This is a genomic window from Actinomycetota bacterium, assembly GCA_019347575.1.
Taxonomy (GTDB): Bacteria; Actinomycetota; Nitriliruptoria; order Nitriliruptorales; family Nitriliruptoraceae; genus JAHWKY01.
Window position 1 is genome coordinate 17,233 of the sequence record JAHWKY010000028.1, and the last position, 21,003, is coordinate 38,235.

General features: G+C 73.0%; 17 protein-coding genes and 1 tRNA gene. 8 read left to right on the forward strand and 10 right to left on the reverse strand.

What is annotated here, in order from left to right; translation table 11 throughout:
* Window positions 1–46: 46 nt before the first annotated feature.
* The gene (locus KY469_16765) at window positions 47–847 is read right to left on the reverse strand and encodes an MBL fold metallo-hydrolase (protein ID MBW3664753.1); all 801 of its coding nucleotides are present in this window, start codon (window positions 845–847) and stop codon (window positions 47–49) included.
* Window positions 848–849: 2 nt separating this feature from the next.
* Window positions 850–1,782, reverse strand: coding sequence for a ribose-phosphate pyrophosphokinase (locus KY469_16770; GenBank protein ID MBW3664754.1), 933 nt, complete (start codon window positions 1,780–1,782; stop codon window positions 850–852).
* A gap of 499 nt (window positions 1,783–2,281) precedes the next feature.
* Between KY469_16770 and KY469_16775 the strand changes: the two genes are divergently transcribed.
* Window positions 2,282–3,454 (forward strand): metalloregulator ArsR/SmtB family transcription factor, encoded by a 1,173-nt coding sequence (locus tag KY469_16775; protein MBW3664755.1) that lies wholly within the window; start codon window positions 2,282–2,284, stop codon window positions 3,452–3,454.
* Between the two features lie 213 nt (window positions 3,455–3,667).
* On the opposite strand, the gene KY469_16780 is transcribed toward KY469_16775, so the two are convergent.
* Window positions 3,668–3,754 (reverse strand) — tRNA-Leu (locus KY469_16780).
* Window positions 3,755–4,106: 352 nt separating this feature from the next.
* Here KY469_16780 and KY469_16785 point away from each other — a divergent pair.
* The 6 genes from KY469_16785 to pknB all read left to right on the forward strand — a co-directional run bounded on the left by KY469_16785 (window position 4,107) and on the right by pknB (window position 11,343).
* On the forward strand, window positions 4,107–4,847 hold the full coding sequence (locus KY469_16785; GenBank protein ID MBW3664756.1) for a DUF3662 domain-containing protein: 741 nt from the start codon (window positions 4,107–4,109) through the stop codon (window positions 4,845–4,847).
* A 1-nt stretch (window position 4,848) separates the two neighbouring features.
* On the forward strand, window positions 4,849–5,322 hold the full coding sequence (locus KY469_16790; GenBank protein MBW3664757.1) for an FHA domain-containing protein: 474 nt from the start codon (window positions 4,849–4,851) through the stop codon (window positions 5,320–5,322).
* Window positions 5,319–6,620, forward strand: coding sequence for a Stp1/IreP family PP2C-type Ser/Thr phosphatase (locus KY469_16795; protein MBW3664758.1), 1,302 nt, complete (start codon window positions 5,319–5,321; stop codon window positions 6,618–6,620). The genes KY469_16790 and KY469_16795 overlap by 4 nt, the downstream gene beginning before the upstream one ends.
* The gene (locus KY469_16800; GenBank protein ID MBW3664759.1) at window positions 6,532–7,992 is read left to right on the forward strand and encodes an FtsW/RodA/SpoVE family cell cycle protein; all 1,461 of its coding nucleotides are present in this window, start codon (window positions 6,532–6,534) and stop codon (window positions 7,990–7,992) included. The genes KY469_16795 and KY469_16800 overlap by 89 nt, the downstream gene beginning before the upstream one ends.
* Window positions 7,989–9,437, forward strand: a complete 1,449-nt coding sequence (locus KY469_16805) for a penicillin-binding protein 2 (protein ID MBW3664760.1) — start codon at window positions 7,989–7,991, stop codon at window positions 9,435–9,437. Before KY469_16800 ends, KY469_16805 begins: the two co-directional genes overlap by 4 nt.
* 166 nt (window positions 9,438–9,603) lie before the next feature.
* Window positions 9,604–11,343, forward strand: coding sequence for a Stk1 family PASTA domain-containing Ser/Thr kinase (gene pknB / locus KY469_16810; protein MBW3664761.1), 1,740 nt, complete (start codon window positions 9,604–9,606; stop codon window positions 11,341–11,343).
* A 28-nt stretch (window positions 11,344–11,371) separates the two neighbouring features.
* Here the strand turns inward: pknB and KY469_16815 are convergent, their stop codons facing one another.
* Complete coding sequence (locus KY469_16815) at window positions 11,372–12,637, reverse strand: N-acetylmuramoyl-L-alanine amidase (protein ID MBW3664762.1); 1,266 nt, start codon at window positions 12,635–12,637, stop codon at window positions 11,372–11,374.
* Window positions 12,638–12,986: 349 nt separating this feature from the next.
* Between KY469_16815 and KY469_16820 the strand changes: the two genes are divergently transcribed.
* Entirely contained in the window at window positions 12,987–13,532 is a 546-nt protein-coding gene (locus tag KY469_16820; protein ID MBW3664763.1) for a DUF2642 domain-containing protein, read from the forward strand.
* Between the two features lie 24 nt (window positions 13,533–13,556).
* On the opposite strand, the gene KY469_16825 is transcribed toward KY469_16820, so the two are convergent.
* The 6 genes from KY469_16825 to KY469_16850 all read right to left on the reverse strand — a co-directional run bounded on the left by KY469_16825 (window position 13,557) and on the right by KY469_16850 (window position 20,857).
* Entirely contained in the window at window positions 13,557–14,789 is a 1,233-nt protein-coding gene (locus KY469_16825) for an FAD-dependent oxidoreductase (GenBank protein ID MBW3664764.1), read from the reverse strand.
* Between the two features lie 24 nt (window positions 14,790–14,813).
* Window positions 14,814–17,609 carry a patatin-like phospholipase family protein gene (locus tag KY469_16830; protein ID MBW3664765.1) on the reverse strand — a complete coding sequence of 932 codons (2,796 nt, stop codon included), beginning with the start codon at window positions 17,607–17,609 and terminating at the stop codon, window positions 14,814–14,816.
* 121 nt (window positions 17,610–17,730) lie between these two features.
* Window positions 17,731–18,186 (reverse strand): MOSC domain-containing protein, encoded by a 456-nt coding sequence (locus tag KY469_16835; GenBank protein MBW3664766.1) that lies wholly within the window; start codon window positions 18,184–18,186, stop codon window positions 17,731–17,733.
* A gap of 103 nt (window positions 18,187–18,289) precedes the next feature.
* Window positions 18,290–18,931 carry an SDR family oxidoreductase gene (locus KY469_16840; GenBank protein ID MBW3664767.1) on the reverse strand — a complete coding sequence of 214 codons (642 nt, stop codon included), beginning with the start codon at window positions 18,929–18,931 and terminating at the stop codon, window positions 18,290–18,292.
* 46 nt (window positions 18,932–18,977) lie between these two features.
* The gene (locus KY469_16845) at window positions 18,978–19,655 is read right to left on the reverse strand and encodes a response regulator transcription factor (protein ID MBW3664768.1); all 678 of its coding nucleotides are present in this window, start codon (window positions 19,653–19,655) and stop codon (window positions 18,978–18,980) included.
* Window positions 19,652–20,857, reverse strand: coding sequence for a PspC domain-containing protein (locus KY469_16850; GenBank protein ID MBW3664769.1), 1,206 nt, complete (start codon window positions 20,855–20,857; stop codon window positions 19,652–19,654). The genes KY469_16845 and KY469_16850 overlap by 4 nt, the downstream gene beginning before the upstream one ends.
* Window positions 20,858–21,003 lie beyond the last annotated feature (146 nt).

A 21,003-nucleotide genomic window follows, 5' to 3' on the forward strand; every position in this document is an offset into this window, starting at 1 on the left:
GCTACATGTGGCCACAACCCGACCCGGAGTTGGGGTGGGGCGCCGGTCAGGGCGCGTCGCCGATCTCGAGGTGCATACCGTCGGACGCGGGGATCGCTCGGTCGCACAGCTCGGCCGCGACCTCGACGAGTTCCTCGTGTGGCGGGGCGGTGCGGCCGATCTGGGTGAGCACGATCCGTCCGACGTCCCACTTGCACACGACGGGCAGCGCCTCGTCGATGCGGATGTGGGTGTGCAGCGAGCGCCGGTACATCGCCCCGTCGAGGATGAGCACGTCGGCCCCTTCGGTGTGTCGGCGCAGTTCGTCGGTCAGCTCGGCGACGTCCGACGAGTACACGATGGTCCGCCCCGACCCCGCCGCGATGCGCCACGCGTAGGTCGGGAACCGCGGCGAGTCCGCGTGGGGCACCTGCACGGGATCCAGCTCCACCGAGCCGACCGTGACGCGCTCGCCCGGTGCGACGTCGACGAGGTCGACGTGATCCAGCGCCCGGTAGCGGCCACGCAGCGCGGCGTGCGTGCGCGGGGCGGCGTACACGGGCAGCGGCGGGGCGTCGTGGCGGCGGAGGTCGCGTAGCCGAGGGACCCCTCCGCTCGCGTCGCGATGGCCGTGCGTCAGCACGACCGCGTCGAGGTCAGCCGCCGTTGGCTCGGCCACCGGTCCCTCAGCGTGTCGGGTCGCCGTCCGCTCCGGTGCGGATCCGAGCTGCTCGTCGATGTCGCGGGTCGCGTCCACCAGCAGGCGCGTGTCGGCGGTGGTCACGAGCAGCGAGCTCTCGGTCCGGCGGCTGCGGCCCTCCCCCGGCGTCCCGCCGCTCGCGCCGGTGCCGAGGAAAGTCAGATGCACGGTCAGTGGAAGGTCTCGAGCTCGTCGAGACGGCCGCCTGTCTCGAGCCGGCGCACCGTCTCGGCGAGGAGCGGGGCGACGCTGACGACGTCGAGGTCGAGCGCCGACGGGGTGGCGCGTGCGACGGTGTCGGTGACGACCAGCCTCCGCAGCGGCAGCGCCCCGAGGGTCTCGTCCGCATCGCCCGCGAGCAACGCGTGCGTTGCCACGACGGTCACCTCCTCGCGGCTGCCGGCGTCGTGCAGCGCGTCGATGGCCGCGGCGATCGTGCCCCCGGTCGAGATCATGTCGTCGACGACGACGGGGTGACGGTCGGCGACGGCGCCGACGACCTCGCCGGCGCGGACCTCGTCGCCGGCGAGCCGCTCCTTGTTCACGTAGGCCACCGGCAGCTGCAGACGCGTGGCGTAGCCCTGAGCCAGGTCGATGGCGCCGAGGTCGGGGGCCACGACCACCGCGTCGTCGGGCACGTCGTCGGCCACGGCCTGGGCCAGGTCCGGTACGGCGGTCGCGGACTCCACCGCGACGCCCGCCACCGCCTCGAGGTAGCGGGTGTGCGGATCGATGACGATGACGCGCTCGAGCGCGGTCGTGGCGAGCAGGTCGCTGATCACCCGGATGCTGACCGGTTGCCCCGGCTCGGTCCGGCGGTCCTGGCGGGCGTAGCCCAGGTAGGGCACCAGCGCGATGATGCGCGCCGCCCCACAGCGCGCGGCCGCATCCACCAGGAGCAGCAGCTCCACGAGGTTGGCGTCGACCGGCGGACTGGTCGGCTGGAGGATGTGCACGTGCTCGTCGCGCAGATCGGGATCGACCGACACCGCGGCCTCCCCGTCGGGGAAGCGCGACACCTCGGTCGCCGTGAGGTCGATGTCGAGCTGCTCTGCGACGGCCGCGGCCAGCGGACGGTTCGCGCTCCCGGCCAGCAGCCTCACGACGTCACCCACGTCATCGTCGGAGTCCTCCGTCGCCGCGACACCACGCCGACGTTGGCAAGGTGGTGCAGATGGGGCTGACGTCGGTGGGCGTCGACCCGTACGGATGGCCGCGGGGACCGGGGCGGACCGGCGGACGGTCCGCGTGGTGGATCGCTCGCTACGTCGAGGCCTCGGCGCGGCACGCCCGATCGCCGGGAGTACACGTCCGGGCCGACGCAGCGCGGCTCGCGAGCACGCGACGGAAAAGCCCTGCTGTCGACACCCGCGACCGCGGGTCGGTCTGGGGCGTCAGGGAACGGGCACGTCGTGCGGCGCTGGCCGTGCGCAGACGGTCCTGACCGACCAGCTGGGCCTGCATCTGGCTCGTGATCGGGTGCATGACATGCCTCCTCGTCGCGCTGACGACCCCAGTATTTGTAGCTACACTCACGCAATCAACTTATCCGAGGAATACGGGATAAGTTCGGCTTGGTGCCGTGGAACAGGAGGCTTCCCGGTGGACGTGACGTTCCGGTTCCCCTCGCCGCGTGCGATCGACCTGATCGGGTTCGCGTGGTCGCCGCTGTTCGAGGCGGTGCTGTCGCTGCCGGCGGTCGTGCAGCCCAAGCGCACCCCGATGCACCTGCCGTGGGCGCGCCGTTGCCGCGACCTGCCTGCCGACCTGCTCGACGAGATCAACGTCCTGGCGGCATCGCTGGACTGCTTCATCCCGGGGGTCTTCGAGGTCGGTCTCGCGGGCGAGCGTCCCGCTTTCGCCGACGAGCTCGAGCGGTTCCGTGCCGTCGATCACGAGCTCGTCGCCTACGAGCTGTCCCTGGCGTTCGGCGGCCGCGGGTGCGGACCGTTCCACGGCAGCGGACCCGGACTCGTCCACGACCCCGAGTTCCGCCACGAGGTCACCACGGCGGCGGCAGCGATCAGCGCCGAGCAGGAGACGCTGGTCCGCACCGCGCTCGACGACCCGGCGACGATCCGGGAACGGTTCGCGACGCTGCTGCAGCGGTACTGGGACGAGGCGTTCTCCGAGGAATGGGAACGGCTCCGACCGCGCATCGAGGCCGAGGTGACCGACGGGGCGCGAGCGCTCGTGACCGGCGGCATCCCAGGCTTGGTCGCCGAGTTGCTACCCGAGGGACGCTGGGACGAGGACGCCGCCGCCATCGTCGTCGACAAGACCTTCGAGCGCACGTGCGACGTCGCGGATCGGGGCGGGATGCTGTTCGTGCCCACGGTTTACGGCTGGCCCAAGGTGCTGATCGAGCTCGACGACCCGTGGCAGCCGGCGGTCATCTTCCCGCTGCGAGACCTGCGCCAACCCGAGGTGCCGCTCGCCAGCGACCACGAGGTCGCCGACGGGCTCCGCGCGCTCGGAGACGAGACCCGGTTGCAGATCACGCGCATGGTCGCCGAGCAGCCGCGCTCGACGAAGGAGCTCGCGCAGCTGCTGGCGCTGTCGGACTCGGCGGTGTCCCGCCACCTCAAGATCCTCGCCAACGCCGGCGTGGTCAGCGGTGAGCGGGATGGCTACTTCGTGCTCTACAGCCTGCGCCCCGAACGCATCGGCCAGCTCGGCGGGGCGCTGCGACGGACCCTCGGCCTCACCCACGCCGTGCCCGGAGACGTGCCGTCCCTGCCGGTGTCGTTGGCCCGGCGGGGCGAGGGCGCCTGATCGGGGAGCGTCCGAGCCGCCCTGTCACGTCCACCGGCCGGAGACGGAAACGCGCGTGGATGCGTGTTTCCCGTAGGGCTGACGTGCTCCGGTCGCGTTCGCGGTGACGGAAACGCGCGTGGAGGCGTGTTCCCGTCGGACTGACGGGGCGCGGGCGCGCGGGTGGTGGGCGAGACGGGTTTGGCGCGGCCGCGTGGAGCGCGGGCGCGCGGGTGGTGGGCGAGAGAGGACTTGAACCTCCACCCTCTTACGAGGACACGGACCTGAACCGTGCGCGTCTGCCAATTCCGCCACTCGCCCCGAGTGGAGCAGCGAGGCTACCAACCGCCCCTGCCCACCGCCCCGCCGGGCCTGGGCCCCTCGCCGTGAGGTGCACAGAACCGGGCGGAACGCCCCGTATCCCCCCGTCCGCGGCGGTCGGACCTGTCCGTTCGGGCAAGGAGGGCCCCTGACACCGCTCCGATACCCTCGCGCACGGTTCGCGCGCTGTGCGGACAGGGTGGCGCCGTGCGACGTCCCCGGCCCCACCGTCTCCGCCGTCGTCAGACGGGATCGAGGCGGGGGGAAGCTCGCACGGCGCGTGGCCGGGTGCCCTGCGTGGAACGGTCCGGCGTGGACACCCCGACACGCACGCACCGACAAGGACCCGGCGATGGGAGTGCTGCAGGACTTCGAGCGGCGCCTGGAGGGTGCTGTTGAGGGGTTCTTCGCCCGCGCCTTCCGTTCGGGACTCCAACCGGTCGAGCTGGCCAAGGCGCTGCAGCGCTACGCCGAGGACAACCAGCACGTGACCGACGCCGGCGTGATCGTCCCCAACGTCTTCCGCTTCACGCTCTCGCCTAAGGACGTCGAGCGGCTCGAGAGCTTCGGCGCGTCCCTGCGCCGCGAGCTCGCCCAGGTCGTGGCGCGCACGGCCGACGAGCGCGGCTGGACGTTGCGCGGCCCCGTCCACGTGCTCGTCGAGACCGCTGAGCACGTCAAGTACGGCATGTACGAGCTGACCGGCCGGGTCGAGGGCTCGCAGGCCCCGGCCTCCTCCGTGGCCCCGGCGCGCCCCGCCGATCACACGCCGTCTCCCGCACCGGAGGCTCCTCCGGCTGCGCCAGGGGACGCGGCGGCTCACCGCGTCACCCTGCCCGACGGCAGCCACGTCCGGCTCGAGCGTGGCCGCATGACGCTCGGCCGGCTCGCCACCTGCGACGTGACCATCGACGACCGCACCGTCTCCCGCGAGCACGCGGCCCTCGTCCGACGCGGGGGCGAGTGGTGGGTCGTCGACCTCGGCTCCACCAACGGCACGGCGGTCAACGGGACGCGCGCTGCCGAACAACCCCTGAACCCGGGCGACCGGATCCAGCTCGGAGAGGTCGAGCTCGAGTTCGGGGAGGCCTGAGGTGTCCGACGGTGTCCTCGCGGTGCTCAAGCTCGTGCTGCTGCTCGCTCTCTACCTGTTCCTCGCCCGCACCGTCCGTGCCGTCGTGACCGACCTCTACGGACCGCGGCCGAAGCGCCGTTCGAGTGCGGCGTCCCCCCGCCCCGCCGTCGCCGAGGGCTCCGACCGGCCCAAGCCGCGACGTGCCCCCAGGGAGATGGTGGTCCACCCGCCGAACGGCCGTCCCCAGGTGGTGCCACTCGAGGGGGGAGCGGTCACCCTCGGGCGCAGCAAGACGGTGAACCTCGTGGTGGACGACCGGTTCGTGTCGGACGAGCACGCCGCCATCGTTCCCGACGGCGACGGCTGGCTCGTCCGCGACCTCGGCTCCACCAACGGGACCTTCCTCAACGGCGCGAAGGTGACCCGCCCCACCCCGCTCGCCGCGGGTGACCAGCTGCGCATCGGCAAGACCCGCATCGAGGTCCGACGGTGATCACCTACGACGCCGTCGCGGTCACCGACACCGGCCAGGTGCGCCAGGCCAACGAGGACGCGTACTTCCTGGGCGACTCCGTCTTCGCTGTGGCCGACGGCATGGGCGGCCACGTCGCGGGCGAGATCGCGTCACGGACGGCACTCGAGCCGGTCGCCGTGATCGACGGGCGCGTCTTCGCGGATTACGACGAGGCCGCCGATTCGCTGACGGACGCGCTGAAGGACGCCAACGGCGCCGTCGTCGCACGCGCCATCGAGGAGCCGGAGCTCAAGGGCATGGGCACGACCCTGACCGCGGCGCTCGTCGAGGGTCGGCGCCTTCACATCGCCCACGTCGGTGACTCCCGCGCCTATCTCATCCGCGGTGGCACGATCGTGCGGATCACCAAGGACCACACCCTGGTGCAGCACTTCATCGACCAGGGTGAGATCACCGAGGAGGAGGCGGCCCGGCACCCTCAGCGGTCCATAATCACCCGCGCCATCGGGGTGTCTCCGCTGGTCGAGGTCGATCACCACGTCGTCGACCTTGAGGTGGGCGACCACGTGCTGCTGTGCTCCGACGGGCTCACCGGACAGGTCGAGGACGGCGAGATCCGCGAGACCATCCTCACCGCCGAGGCCGAGGAGGCGGCGCTCGACGAGCTCGTCCGCCTCGCCAACGAGCGCGGCGGACCCGACAACATCACCGCGGTGCTCCTGCGCATCGACGAGGAGGGCGCGGCGAACGCTGCCGGTTCGTCGCAGCGGCAGGTCATCCGCACCATCGACACCGACGCCGACACGCTCGACGAGGACGACTGGGCGGGCAAGTTGCGGCGCATCGGGACCATCGGGAAGGTGGAGCAAGTGGCGACGCCCGAGACCGAGACGAGGGGGCCGTCGCGCCGTCAGCGCATCGCCGCGATCGTCGTGGTCAGCGCGATCGTCCTCGCCGCGGCAGGGTTCGGCGGCCGGTGGCTGCTGGCACGCTCGTTCTACGTCGGCGTCGACGAGGGTCAGGTCGTCATCTACCGCGGCGTGCCGAGCTCGGTCGGTCCGTTCGAGCTGTCGTGGATCGAGGAGCGGACGGAACTCGAGCTCGCGGATGTCGCCCAGTTCAAGCGGGACGACCTCGAGGCTGGGATCGCGGCGACGAGCCTCGCCGACGCCCGCCTCATCGTCGACAACGTACCGCTGACCGCCGGTGCCAGGGCCGTCACCTCCGATGATCCCGACGCGCGCGAGGGGAGCTCGCCCGACACGACACCGACCGGGACGACCTCACCCGACGCCGGCCCGATCGGCGACTCGTGAGCCAGGCCAGGTCGTGAGCCAGGAGGATCACCCCGTCGTCCGGGCGCGCCAGACCGAGCGGCGCCTGCTGCTGCTGGCGCTGATCGTCGTGCTGGGTGCCTACACCGTGCTCGGGCTGTCGCGTGACCCGCGCATCCCGTCGGGGACCTTCGTGTTCGGCGGGGCGCTCGTGGCCCTCGCCGTCTTCGCCCATCTCGTCGTGCGCCGGTTCGCGCCGCTCGCGGACCCGGTGCTGCTGCCGCTCGGCCTGCTCCTCAACGGGCTCGGGCTGGTCCTGGTCCGCCGGGTCGACTTCGCCGAGGGCAGCGACCTCGCGGTGAGCCAGACGACCTGGACGGTGGTCGGGATCGGGCTGTTCACGGCGGTGCTCGTGCTCGTGCGTCAGTACCGGAGGCTCGCGCGCTACTCCTACACGGCGGGTCTGCTCACCATCCTGCTGCTGCTCCTGCCGCTCGTGCCCCGCCTCGGCATGGAGGTCAACGGAGCGCAGCTGTGGGTGCGGGTCGGGCCGCTGACGTTCCAGCCCGGCGAGGTGGCCAAGCTCACGCTGGTCGTCTTCCTCGCCGGCTACCTCGACCGCAAGCGCGCGCTGCTGTCGGTCGCGACCCAGCGGGTCGGGCCGCTGCTGCTGCCTCCGATGCGCCACCTCGCCCCGGTGCTCGCCGGCGTCGGCATCGCGCTGGGGATCCTGGTCATGCAGCGTGACCTCGGCTCGGCGCTGCTGCTGCTGGGGGTGTTCGTGACAGTCCTGTACATCGCCACCGGTCGGCTCGCCTATCCGGCGATCGGGATGGCGACGTTCGGCGTGGGCGTCGTCGTGATGTACCAGCTGTTCGACCATGTGCAGCGACGGTTCTCGATCTGGCTCGACCCGTGGGCCGACCCGACCGACGCGGGGTTCCAGATCTTGCAGTCGCTGTTCGCGCTGGGAACCGGGGGGCTGACCGGGGCGGGACTGGGACTCGGCCGCCCCGACGACATCCCGTTCGCCGCGACCGACGTCATCTTCGCCGTGCTCGGGGAGGAGCTGGGTCTGCTCGGGGCCACGGCGGTGCTGGTCGCCTACCTGCTGCTCGTGGCGCGCGGATACCGCATCGCCCTCACCGCCCGCGACGAGGTCGGGACGCTGCTCGCCGCCGGGCTGACGACCATCCTCGGTCTGCAGGTGTTCATCATCGTCGGCGGCGTCACCCGACTGATCCCGCTGACCGGCATCACCCTGCCGTTCGTCTCGTACGGCGGGTCGTCGCTCGTGTCGAACTACGTCCTGCTCGCCCTGCTGCTGAGGGTGAGCCACGAGGAGCGACGCGCAGCACACCACGGCACCGCCCCGCCATCACCGGACGTGGACGCCGCGGAGATGAGCTCGTGAGCCGACAGATCCGTCGTGTCGCCGGCCTGATGCTCGTGCTGTTCGCGGCCCTGTTCGTCAACCTCAACGTGATCCAGCTCCTGCGGGCCGACGACCTCGCCAACGATCCGCGCAACCCGCGCCTGATCATCAAGGAGTACGAGATCGAGCGCGGGCCGATCGTCGTGGGCGAGAAGGAGATCGTCCACAGCGTCCTCACGGACGACGACCTCGCGTACCTGCGCGTGTACGAGGAGCCGTTCCTCTACAGCCACCTCACCGGCTACTACTCGGTCGTGCTGCTGCGGTCGGGACTCGAGCAAGCGCTGAACGAGGAGCTCACCGGCACGCCCAGCGAGGTCCTGGCCCAGAACCTCGCCGACCTGCTGTCGGACCGCGCCGAGGTCGGCAACACGGTGCGGCTCACCATCGACCCCGAGGTGCAGGCGGAGGCGGCTCGCGCCCTGGGCGACCGCATCGGGGCGGTGGTGGCGCTCGACCCGCGGACCGGGGCGGTGCTCGCGAGCTACAGCAACCCCAGCTACGACCCCAACCTGCTGTCGAGCCACGACCGTCCGGCGATCAACGAGAACTGGCAGGCGCTGCAGGAGGTGCCGGGGCGGCCGCTGCTCGACCGCGTGACGCGCGAGTTCTTCCCGCCGGGCTCGGCGTTCAAGGTGGTCGTCGCGGCGGCGGCGCTGGAGCGCGGCATCCAACCCACCACCGCGTTCCCCGATGAGCAGCGCTTCGACGTGCCCCAGACCGAGTCCGACATCGGCAACTTCGGCGGTGGCCTCTGCGCCGGCGGTGGGACGATCTCGCTGGCCGACGCGCTGCGCGTGTCCTGCAACACGACCTTCGCGCGCCTCGGCGTCGAGCTCGGCTCCGACGTCCTGGTCGATGTCGCCGAGCGCTTCGGCTTCAACCGCCGCATCCCCTACGAGCTGGGGGTCATCGACTCGGTCATCCCCAAGGAGCTCGACCCGCCGTCGACGGCGCAGTCGGGCATCGGACAGCGCGACGTGCGCTGGACGCCGTTGCACGCGGCGATGATCGTGGCGAGCATCGCCAACGAGGGCACCATCATGCAGCCCCACGTCGTCGCCGAGGTCCTCGACCCCACCGGGCGGGTGCTGCGCAAGGGCGACACCGGACCGTGGAGCACGCCCACCCACCCGTCGCAGGTCGTCGACCGCGACGTGGCCCTGACCCTCGCGGACATGATGGTCGCCGTGGTCAACCAGGGGACGGGGACGCGCGCGCAGATCCCCGGCGTCCGCGTCGGCGGCAAGACCGGGACCGCGCAGGTCCCCGGCCAGGCCCCCACGGTGTGGTTCATCGGCTTCGCCGAGGACCAGGTCGCCGTGGCGGTGGTGCTGCCTGACGCGGGCGATGACGCCACCGGCGGCGCCAACGCCGCGCCGATCGCCCGCGCGGTCATGGAAGCCGCCTTGGAGCTGCGCTGATGGTGCCGCTGATGGCGGGGTTGGTGTCGGCGGTGGGCCTGCTGGTGCCGCTGACGGCGGGGCGCGGGTCGTTGGTACGCTTCGGGGCGCGCCGGGGGGCTGCCGTTCCGACCCCGCGTGCCCCCCGCTCGACCGCATCGTCCTCTCCCGCGCACGGAGGCTGCACGTGACCCGTATCGGTCAGGTCCTGGCCGGTCGCTACCGCCTCGAGGACCTCATCGGCCGCGGCGGCATGGCCGAGGTCCGCGAAGCTCAGGACGAGGTCCTCGACCGTGCGGTCGCCGTGAAGATGCTGCTCCCGCGGTTCGCTCAGGACGAGGGCTTCATCGAGCGCTTCCGCCGCGAAGCGCAGGCCTCGGCCAGCCTCAGCCACCCCAACATCGTCGCCGTCTACGACACCGGCGAGCAGGACGGCCTGCCGTTCATCGTGATGGAGCTGGTCCGTGGCCGTTCGCTCGCCGAGGTGATCACCGCGGGTGGCCTCACCGAGCGCCGCGCTCTCGAGGTCACCGCCGAGGTCTGCCGGGCGCTGAGCTACGCCCACAGCAGGGGGTTGGTCCACCGCGACATCAAGCCCGGCAACATCCTCCTCGGCGAGGACGGCCAGGTGAAGGTCACCGACTTCGGCATCGCCCGCGCCGTCAACGCCGAGACCGTCACCCAGACCGCCGCGGTGCTCGGGACCGCCGCCTACCTGTCGCCGGAGCAGGCGCAGGGCCACCCCGTCGACGGCCGCAGCGACGTGTACTCGCTCGGTGTCGTGCTCTACGAGATGCTCGGCGGCCGCGCCCCGTTCGCCGGGGACACCGCGGTCAGTGTCGCGTACATGCACGTGCAGGAGATGCCGACGGCGCTGCGTGACCTCGACCCGTCGATCTCGACCGCGGCCGAGGCGATCGTGTTCCGCGCCATGAGCAAGAACGCGGCCAACCGCTACCAGACCCCCGAGGACATGGCGGCGGACATCGAGCTCGCGCTCGGTGGCCAGCAGGTCGCGGCCCCGGCTGTACTGCGAGCCGAGGAGACCGCGATCCTCGACGCGGCCGTGACCCGCCCCGCGGCGCGCCCGCCCGAGGCGGACCAACGCCGTCGCCGACTCGGCTACGTGTTGCTGGCGATCATCTCCGTCCTCGCTGCCGCCGGCGCGGTGTACTTCCTCGCGACGCTGCTTGCCGAGGAGCCGGTCGAGATGGTCAGCGTCCCCGACGTGCAGAGCCGGACCTTCCCGGAGGCCGAGGAACTACTCGCCGCGCGCGGTCTGACCGCGCGCTGGGCCGGCGACGTGAACAGCGACACGGTCGAGCCGGGGCGTGTCGTCAGCCAGGACCCCGGGCCCGGTGAGAGCGTCGAGGCCGGCGCGATCGTCCGGCTGACCATGTCGACCGGTGTGGCGACCGTGACGGTCCCGCGGGTGGTCGGGATACGCGAGGACGACGCGCAACACGCGCTCCGTGAGGCGGGTCTGGTGCCGGTCAAGGACGGCACGGAGTTCAGCGACGAGGTCCCCGAGGGCATCGTGCTGTCGTCCACCCCCGGCGAGGGCGAGTCGGTGCCGCAGGGTTCGCGTGTCGGCTACGTGGTGAGCGGCGGGCAGGAGCTCGTCCGGGTCCCGCCGGTGATCGGGGACACCGAGGCAGACGCGCAGTTCCAGCTCGAGGAGCGCGAGTTCCGTGTCCTCGTCGTGCGCGAGTTCAGCGACGAGGTCGAGGAGGGTCGGGTCATCAGCCAGGAGCCACAGCCCGGCGAGGAGCTGCCGAAGGGCTCCGAGGTCACGATCGTGGTCAGCCGCGGTTCGCAGGCGCCGCCGTCTCCAACCGAACAGCCGTCTCCTCCCCAGCCCACCGACGAGCCGAGCCCCGAGCCGACCGCAACCGAGCCCGCCCCGACCCCCACCATCATCAGCTGACCGCTGCGGTCCCCGGAGCGGGACGTGGTCAGTGGGAGCCGAGGCGGGGGACGAGCCGACGGGTGTCGGGCGCCCCGGCGCGCATCACCTCACCGGCGACGCGCGCTCCCTTGACCAGCGACTCCAGCAGGGCGGCCTCGTCGGTGGCCGCAGGAGGCGGGGCGGGTTCCTGCGGTGCCTCGTCCGCGACGACGGTCGCGACCGTGGCGGCGGCCGGGGCGGCGGGGAGGGTGAGTCGCGTGGCGACCCGCTCCCTCACCCCGGGCAGCTGGGCGTAGAGGAAGTCGCCCGGGCACGGGCTGTCGGTGGCGGTGTCGCGGTGTCCGGAGATGGTGGGCAGCGCCACCTCCTCGCCAGCCGGGAAGCGCGTGGTCGCCCCGCCGGTCGAGACGTGCGGCGTGACCGCGCGTGGGTCGATGCCGTGCCAATCTGCCAACCACGTGAGCAGGTCCTCCAGCGCCTCGAGGGCGGCGGCCGGGACCTCGTTCTCCTCGAAGTTGCCGATCACGGCGACGCCCACGGAGCCCTGGTTGAACCCGGACGCGTGCGCCCCGACCACGGGCCGCAGGATCCCCCCGATGCGGCCCTGGTAGATGACCCCGTACTGGTCGATGAGGAAGTTGTAACCGATGTCGCTGAAGCCGCGGCTCTCGACGTGGCTGATGCACATCGCGCGCACGGCGTCGTCGGCTTCCTCGGGCAGGTAGTGGGGGAACACCGCGGTGTGGTGCACGTACAGACGGCGTGCGTCCGGGGCGTACTCGGGCGCCTTGGTCGGCACGCACTCGCCGGTGGGGTCCCAGGCCGAGCGCGGGATCATGCGTGGCCACAGGGTGCTGGCGTGCGCCGCGGCGGGATGGTCGGTCGAGGGGCGCCACCCGAGCCCGTCGCCGGTCTCGATGGCGGTGAGGTGCAGGGTCCCGCGCGCGTCGCTGCGGAGCTGGATCGCGTCGACGTGCCCGGTCCAGATCGGCTCCGAAACCCCGTCGACGGTGGTGGACGCCTCGGGCGAGCCGGGGTCCGGGGCGTGCTCCTCGTGGGCGTGCGCGTCGCGCCACGAGCTCCACGTGTCGCCGGTCCGCGTCCGCCACGCCACCTCGCGGTCCCCCTCGAGGCCCTCGACCGTGAACAGCACAGTGTCGGCGGCGTCGAGCTCGGGTGAGATGAACCCGCCGTCGGGCTCAGCGCTCCAGGAGTCGACGACGCGCACGGCGATGTCGGAGCTCGGCGGGGCGCCGCTCCCCGGCAGCGCTGGGAGGCCCAGCGTGAGGATGGTCATGGTGGTTACGGCCACCGCCCGTCGTACCCGCCCCCCGGCGGCGGCAGGTCGTCCGCTGCGCATGCGGCACCCGCCTGCTGTCGTTGCGTGCGTGTCGTCGGCGTGCGGCGTGACGCGCTGAAGCGCGCCGTCCGCACGCCTTCGGCGGATCCCCCTGTGGTCCCCGCCCCGACGCAGCCTGCTGGGTCTGACCCCGCCGGTCCCGGCCTCGTGGGCCGGGGCGCGCGAGTGAACCACAGCCAGGCGCGGAGCGCAGGGGTCATTCCGAGCTATCTCGCGACCACTCGGACCGCCCAGGCCGCCTATGGCTACCCGTGGCCGTCGAGCGGCGCGCTCGGCGTCACGGCCTGGCTAGCGTGGGGCCGTGACCGAGCGCGATCCGTTCCAGCACCTACTCGACGAGGCCAGGGCCGAGGAGGCGGTCGACGCCCGCATTCGCGAGCGCCTGCTGCGTCAGGTGGCCGAGGGATCCGCGCGCCTCCAGGGCGTGCTCACCGATCTCGTGGAGCAGCACCCGGTCGTGACGGTGCGCTGCGCCAGTGGCAACCAGCACCAGGGCCGACTGCTGGACGTGGCGTCGGACCACGTCGTCGTGCGCAACCGCGATGGACTCGACGTGCACATCGCCCTCGACGAGATCGTGCTCGTGCGCCCCGAACCCTCGCTGCGGTTCCCGGCCGCCACCGGTGACCGCACCGCCCCGACGGGCCGGACGCTGCACGAGGTCCTCACGTGGGTCGTCGGCGATCGCCCCCGCATCGCTGTGGTCGCACGCGGGGGCGGGGCGCCGATCGCGGCGGATCTGCGGGCGGTGGGTGAGGACGTCGCCACGCTGGTGCTCGACGGCAGCGGCGACACCGCCTACCTCGCCACCGCCGCCATCGCCGAGCTCACCATCCTCGACACCTGACCCGGCGATCGCAGCGGGGCGGCGTCAGAGGAGGTCGCGGAGATCGGCGTCGGGGTCGGCGAGCACGCGGGGGTCGGGGCGCGCCCCGCTCGCGATGAGCCGCTGCGCGACGCGGACGTCGCGGCCGCGGTCGAACGCGAACGCCGCCCGGAGCACGCCGTCACGGAGCCAGAACACGGTCAGGGCGAGCGAGTCCGTCTCCCCCCTCAGCGCCGCCTGCAGGTCGCCCCGAACGATGCGTTGATCGTGCGGGGCGTGGTCGCCGACGTACTGCAGGGAGTGGTCGTACTGGTCCGACCAGAACCAGTGGGGGTCGTCGAACACCACGTCCTCCCCGAGCAGGTTGCGGGCGGCAACGGCGCCCTGCTTGATGGCGTTGTCGAAGTGCTCGACTCGGAGGTGGCGCTCGAACAGCGGGTGGTAGTGGCGGGCGACGTCTCCGGCTGCGTAGATCCGCTCCACCGACGTGCGCGCGTGATCGTCGACGACGACGCCGTCGTGGACCTCGAGCCCTGACGCCTCCGCCACCTCGACGTTGGGCACCAGTCCCACCCCGACGACGACCGCGTCGGCCTCGATGCGCGCCCCGTCGGCCAGCTCGACCAGCACGCCCCGCTGCGTCTCCGTCACCGACGCGACCCCGACGCCGAGGCGTAGGTCCACGCCCTCGCGGCGGTGCGCCTGGGAGATCAGCGCTCCGATCTGCTCGTCGAGCACCCGCGCCAGCGGTTGCGGCAGCGCCTCGATCAGGGTCACCGCGGTCCCACGGCGACGGGCGGACGCGGCGACCTCGCTGCCGATGAAGCCCGCGCCGACGACCGCCAGCCGGCGGCCCTCACCGAGCTGCGACGCGATCGCCGCGGCGTCGGTGAGGTCGCGGAGGTAGAGGAGCCGTTCGCCCTCCCAGCCGGGGATGCGGCGCGGACGGCCTCCGGTGGCGAGGAGCACCCCGGAGGTGGTCAGCGACGTGCCGTCCTCGAGTTCGACGGTGCGTCTCGAGGGCACCACCCGCGCCACGCGCACGCCCCGCCGCACCTCGACCTCGGAGCGCTCGTACCAGTCGGCGGGCAGGATCGCCGTCGCTTCGGCGTCCTTGGTTCCCAGCAGCAACTCCTTGGACAGCGGCGGGCGCTGGTAGGGCAGGTGCGTCTCCTCGCCGAGCACGACGATGCCGCCGTCGTAGCCCTCGGCCCGCAACGTGTGCGCGGCGGACGCGGCGGCCTGACCGGCGCCGACGATCACGATCGGGTCGCTCACCCTCCACCTCCGCGGGGCGGGGCGCTACGTGCGGGGGGTCACGCGCAGCTCGACGCGACGGTGCGGTTCGTCCGGGCGCTCGCCCTCGGGCGGCTCGGGGAAGCGCGTGAACAGTCGCTTGCTGAGCCACCGCGCGGCCACCGTCTCGAGCGCGAGGGTCGCGTGTCGAGCCCGCGGCCCTTGCCGCGCGACCCAACCGTAGGGCTCGCGGGGCGGCTGCTCCAGCAGCTCGCGGTAGCCGTCGTCGAGGCGGTCGGTGAGATCGCCGAGCTCCTCCTCGAGCTCCGCCATCGCCAGCCGGTAGCGCAGCCAGCGGTGCAGCCGCCACCCCTCGGAGTCGTCGCCGTCGAAGCGGTCGAGCAGCGCCTGCGCGGCGGCCTCGCCGCGCTCGGCCAGCGCGTCGATCGTCGCCCCGTCCATCGCCAGGTTGAGTCCGCCCTCCCCGTCGCGCAGCAGCACGTGCACGACGCGGTCCCAGTACCCGTCGGCCTGGAGCTGGACGTTGTCGTGCCAGTCGGTGGCGGCGGCGAGGAAGCCACCGAGCACGCCGCCGACCGTCAGCGGCTTGGACACGCCGACACGGCGCAGCCACAGCGGCTCGCGTGGTCGCTCCGTCCTGAGCACCACCAGCTCGTCAGCGGTCGCGGCCACCGGGTCGCAGCCGATGCCGGTGTACTCGGCGGCGTCGCGGAGGTCGACCGCGAAGGTGGGCCAGCGCGGGATGAGCGCGTCGAAGAAGTGCACCGGCAGGTTCGAGGCCGCCCCGCCGTCCCCCCAGTACGCGCGCGACCAGATGCCGGCGGGCGCCTCGACCCGCAGCGGCACGGGAGCGAACAGCACCGGGAAGCCCATGCTGATCCGGACCGCGACGACCACCGGCAGCTCGAGGTCGTCGTCGAGCCGGAGCAACGTCGACGCAGAGCCCTGTGCAACCGCTGGCGTCGAAGCGGACCCCTCCACCGACGTCGCCCCGGGCGTGCTCACCGGCGAGGAAGCGGCGCGCAGAGCAGCGACGACGCGAGGCGGGAACAGCGGGGCGAGGTCGGCCTCCGACCACACGAACGCGCGGTCGCCACGGAACGGCAGCCGGTGCGCGGTCGTCGTGGTGAGGTCGGTGCCCATGACCTCGAGGTTGACCGGGACGGCATCGGCACCGTCGGCGCGGCTGCGCGCCGACCGCCCCGCCAGGTCGGAGAACGTCAGCGGCGGGCCGTCGTGCTGGGGCCCGAACGCGACGTCGTCGAGCAGCTCGGTCAGCCACTCGGTCACCGCTGGATCCTCGCCGTGCCCGCCCATCCCGGTCACCACGCCCGCCCCGTTGGCGGTGAGGGCCCGATCGGCCCGTCGGACGGCGACGACCGCGGTCACCCCGCCGGCCACCACGAGCCCGATCGTCGCGATCAGCAGCGGCGCGGCCCCGAGCACGTCGGACCAGGCAGCGAGCTGGAGGAAGCCGAGCGTCAGGGTGCCGAGTAGGAGCGCGGTGCGGGTCGAACCGCGCACGAGGGAGGCCAGCATCAGGCCGGGCTCGGTCCCGGTCCGCCCCGAACGCCCCGCGGCGACGCCCCAGGCGAGCAGCGCCACGGCGACGAGCACGAACCCGACATCGACGGCACGGCCATCGTCCACGACGAGACCGGTGGCGAGGTGGAGCGGGAGCGCGATCAGGAGTCGTTGCGTCGCCCCGACGACCCCGGTCGGCAGCGACGCCAGCAGGACGAGGAACGTCGTGGCCGACAGCAAGAGGCCCGCGTCTAGCGCGGGGCCGGGCAGCGACAGCAGCGCCCCGAGCACCAGCCCGGCCGCCAGCCCGGCCAGTGCCACGAGGAGGTGGAAGCGCACGAGCACGCGGATCGCCGCATCGAGCCGGTCGAGCATCCCCTGCCCGCTGCGCGACACGGCGAGGAACAGCTCCAGCAGCGGCCGCGTCCACCGGGACGGCCGGAACAGCGAGAGCAGCAGGCCCGATCCGAGCTCGTCGGGGAGGCGGTCGAGCGCGTCGAGCGCCTCGGGGCGGCCGCGCTGGCGGGCGTACTCGGCGGCGGCGGTCGCCGCTGCCGCGATCGCCCCCGCCGACGTGCCGCCGATGTTGCGGAACCGGTAGCGGGTCGCGAGCCGTGTGGCGAGCCGCGGGTAGATCACTCCGGAGGTGATGCCACCCTTCATGATGAGGTCGCAGTTCCGGGCCGCGGCGGCCCACGTCTCGATGTCCGGGGCGTCGTCGCGGCGGCGTGGCGCAGCGGGCACCTCCACCGAAGCGTCGGCGGCCACGTCGGCGGAAGCGTCGCCGGGCACCTCCGCGGACGACGCACGCGCGCGGCGCCACGCGACGAGCCCGAAGGCGGCGTAGATCAGCGCGGACACGATCAGGGCGAACTTCAGGGTCGCTGCGGTCGTGGCCAGCGCGGGGAGCTCGGAGGGGGGCGGGGCGCCGGCGGGCAGCTCGACGAGGTCGATGAAGCGCAGGAGCGCGACGTTCTCCACCGCGTCGAGCCCGGCCGCGACGATCGCCCCGACGGCCGCGACGCGCCCGAGGCTGTCGGCACCGGGGGAGAGGTGGCGACGCGCCTTGACGACCCCCCAGGCGATCGACAGCCCGTAGAGCGCCATGAGGGCGAAGTCCCACTGGTGCGACGCGATCGCTCCGTCGAGTTCGCCGGCGGCGCTCCACGCGAGGACGCGTGCCGCGGCCCGCTCGGAGGTGCGGTCGAGCTGGAACGCCACGATGTCGGTCGGACCTACGGTCGCAACGATCGCCCAGGCCACCAGCGTGAGCGCGACCAGCACCAGGAACGCGATGTGACGCTGCCGTCGTGACACGGCCACCCCCTCATCCCCACGGGTGGAGCGAGCCTACGCTCACCCCACCCCCGCTCCGTGGAGGGTTGGCCTCACATGTGAGGCACATCCTCCACGCAGCGGGGACAGGGGACGGGGACGGTCAGGTGCGGACGGGGTCGCCGACGTGGATGGTGCCGCCCCGCACGATCTGGGCGTTCAGCCCGCCGCGGTGGATCAGCGCCTCGCGCACGCCCTCGTGGGTGAGGCCCTCGAGGTAGCGGCACGGCTCGCACAGCTTGACGCCGCGCAGGACGACGTCGCCGACCTGGAACTCGCGATCGACGAGGTGGTTGAGCGCGACCCCGCGCGTGACGATGTTGCGGCGCGTCTCGCCGGCCTCGATCGGCACGTCGTGGTCGCGCCGGGCAGCCTCGACCGCCTCGATCTCGATGAGCGTGACCTCGCGGCCGGGCTTGGGCCTGGTCGAGAACGTGCCGTCGCCGCTCGCGTAGCGGTCGCCCTCGAGACCCACGCCCGCGACCGCGTCGACCTCTTCACGCGACACGGTCAGCGCTCCCTCGGCCGGGGCGGTGTAGATGGCGACGACCTCGCTCACGTCCGACCTCCGATCCGCGCTCCGATCCGCGGGGCGCACCCGCCAACGCTACCCCTCGCGCGATCGTGGTAGGCGGTCCTGTACTCCAGGGGTCAGCTTCCGCCTACACGGATGTGAGGGCCTGGTCGATCGGGGTCCCGCCACCGACGATCTCGAACACCTTGCCTTCGGTGGCCGGCTGGTCGAGGCACGCCGCGAGGATCGCGGCGAGGTCGGGGCGCGGCAGCGGGTCGCCCCGCTCGAGCTCGGTCCCGACGGTGACCAGGCCGGTGCCCTCGTCGAAGCTGAGCCGGCCGGGGCGCGCGATGGTCCAGACGAGTTCGGTGCGCTCCAGGTACGCGTCGGCCTCGGCCTTGGCGGTGTAGTAGTGACGCATCGACTCGTTCCCGCCGTGGGGGTCGCGGGTGCTCATCGAGCTCAGCATCACGAACCGGTCGGGCCCGTGCTCCTCGCAGGCGTCGATGAGACGGACCGCCCCCATGAGGTCGACGCTGATGGTCCGGTCGACGCCGGTCTTCGAGCCCGACCCGGCCGCGAAGATCACCGCGTCCACCTCGCGGACCGCCCCGGCGAGGTCCCAGTCCTCGAGGTCGGCGTGGACCACGACCACCGCACCCGCCTCGACGACCGCGTCCGCTTGGGCGGGGTCGCGGACCATGGCGAACGGGGCGTGTCCGGCGTCGGCCAATCGGCCGAGCAGCAGCCGGCCGGTGTGACCGTGGGCTCCAGCGACGAGGACCTTCACGTGTGTCTCCTCTCCGGTTCGGTTCGGCCGCGGAGCGCAGCGGCGTTCATATCAGGCGGCGCTTGCTGGCCCAGCGCGACAGCTCGTGACGGTTGGACAGCTGCAGCTTGCGCAGCACCGAGGACACGTGGGTCTCGACCGTCCGCGTCGAGATGTGCAGCCGCGCCCCGACCTCCTTGTAGGTGTAGCCCCGCGCGATGTGCTGCAGTACCTCACGTTCGCGGGGGGTGAGCTGGTCGAGTTCGGGGTCCGGGGCGGCGTCGCCCGCGAACGCGTCGAGCACGAACCCGGCCAGGCGGGGCGAGAACACGGCGTCGCCGGCGCGGACGCGCGCGATGGCGGCGACCAGCTCGTCCGGCGCGATCGACTTGGTCACGTAGCCCCGCGCCCCGGCGCGCACGACCGCGATGACGTCCTCGGGCGCGTCGGACACCGACAGCGCCAGGAAGCGCACGTCCGGGTGCTCGGGCACGACCTGCTGGAGGATCGCCACGCCGCCGCCGTCGGGCAGGTGCACGTCGAGCAGGACCACGTCGGGGCGGACCGCGCGGATCCCGGCGACCGCGTCGGCGACGGTGGTCGCCTCGCCCACGATCTCGACCGCCGCGTCGAGCTCGCTGCGCACGCCCGAGAGGAACAGCCGGTGATCGTCGACGAGGTACACGCGCGGACGGGTGTCGTCGCCCCGGACGTTGGCGGGCGCCTCACCCCGGTCGGCGGTCACCGGTGCACCTCCGCCCCGCGGACCGGCAGTCGCAGCTCGACCTCGGTGCCCTCGGCCGGCGCGGAGGTGATCGTGACCGCCCCGCCGGCACGCTCGACCCGGCCGCGCACCGAGTCGGCGAGCCCGCGCCGATCGGTCGGGACCGCGGCGGGATCGAACCCGCGTCCGCGGTCGCGCACGAACACCTCGAGCTCGTCGCCGTCACGCTCGATGTAGACCTGCACGAGCGGGGCGCCCGAGTGCACGGCGGCGTTGAGGACCGCCTCGCGGCACGCGAGCAGCGCGACGCGCTCGGTCTCGCCGAGCGGGGCGTCGCCGACGACGACCGCCTCGACGGTGACGTTGTGGTCGGCCTCGATCTCGTCGGCGAGCGCGTCGAGCGCGAGCTGCAGCGTGGTGCCCTCCGCTCCGTCGGGGCTGCGACCGTAGAGCCACTGGCGCAGCTCCCGCTCCTGGCGCCGGGCGAGCTGGCGCACCCGCTGCGGGTCGTCGGCGCGCTGGAGCAGCGCGAGGGTCTGCAGCACCGAGTCGTGCAGGTGCGCCGCGACCTCGGCGCGCTCCTCGGAGCGGATGCGCTCGCGGCGCTCGGCACCGACCTGGTTCACGAGGCGGGCGATGTAGGGCCCGAGGAGCAGGACCGCTCCGGTGGCCGCCACGGCCACGGCGATGAACGCGTTGCCGATGTCGCGCAGGCCGTAGTTGGTGGTCAGGAACGTGATCGCCCCGACGACGACGAGCGCTGCCCCGACCACCAGCCGCGGCACCGAGATGCGCTCGCCGAGGACGGTGCGGACCGGAGCCTGCGGCACGCGCCGGGCGTAGCGGGTCCAGCGGTCGCGCTCCTCCTCCCCGCCCCGCGCCCACACGACCGCCGAGCCCAGCGCGGCCAGAGCGAGCGGCCACACCAGCGCGTCGCCGAACCACAACCCGATCTCGCGGCACAGCAGCAGCGCCCCGACGACGAGGGTCAGCAGCGCCAGCGCCTGTTGCAGCGACGGGGCGATGATGCGGCGGGGCTGGCTGGGGGGCAGCTCGTCGACCTCGCGGCTGAAGGCCCACAGCAGCAGGTAGAGCCCCAAGCCGACCGCGCCTGCGGCGGCGAGCACCACGAACGCGATCCGCACCAGCATCGGGTCGATGCCGAGCCGCTCGCCCACGCCGCCGGCGATCCCGGCGAGCACGCGGTCGTCGGGACTGCGCACGAGCAGCGGCAGCCCCGACCCGCCCCGGTGCGGGGCGGGGTCGGTGGCCCGGTAGGTGGCTCGGTCGGGGCTCGTCAGGTCATCGCCTCGCGGGTCGCGGGGTCGGTGTGTAGCTCGCCTCGGTCATGACCGAGCGGAGCTACACA

Coding starts and splice junctions, on each gene's coding strand:
- KY469_16785 (MBW3664756.1), top strand. CDS start 4,107: ATGGGAGTGCTGCAGGACTTCGAGCGGCGCCTGGAGGGTGCTGTTGAG.
- KY469_16800 (MBW3664759.1), top strand. CDS start 6,532: ATGATCCCGACGCGCGCGAGGGGAGCTCGCCCGACACGACACCGACCG.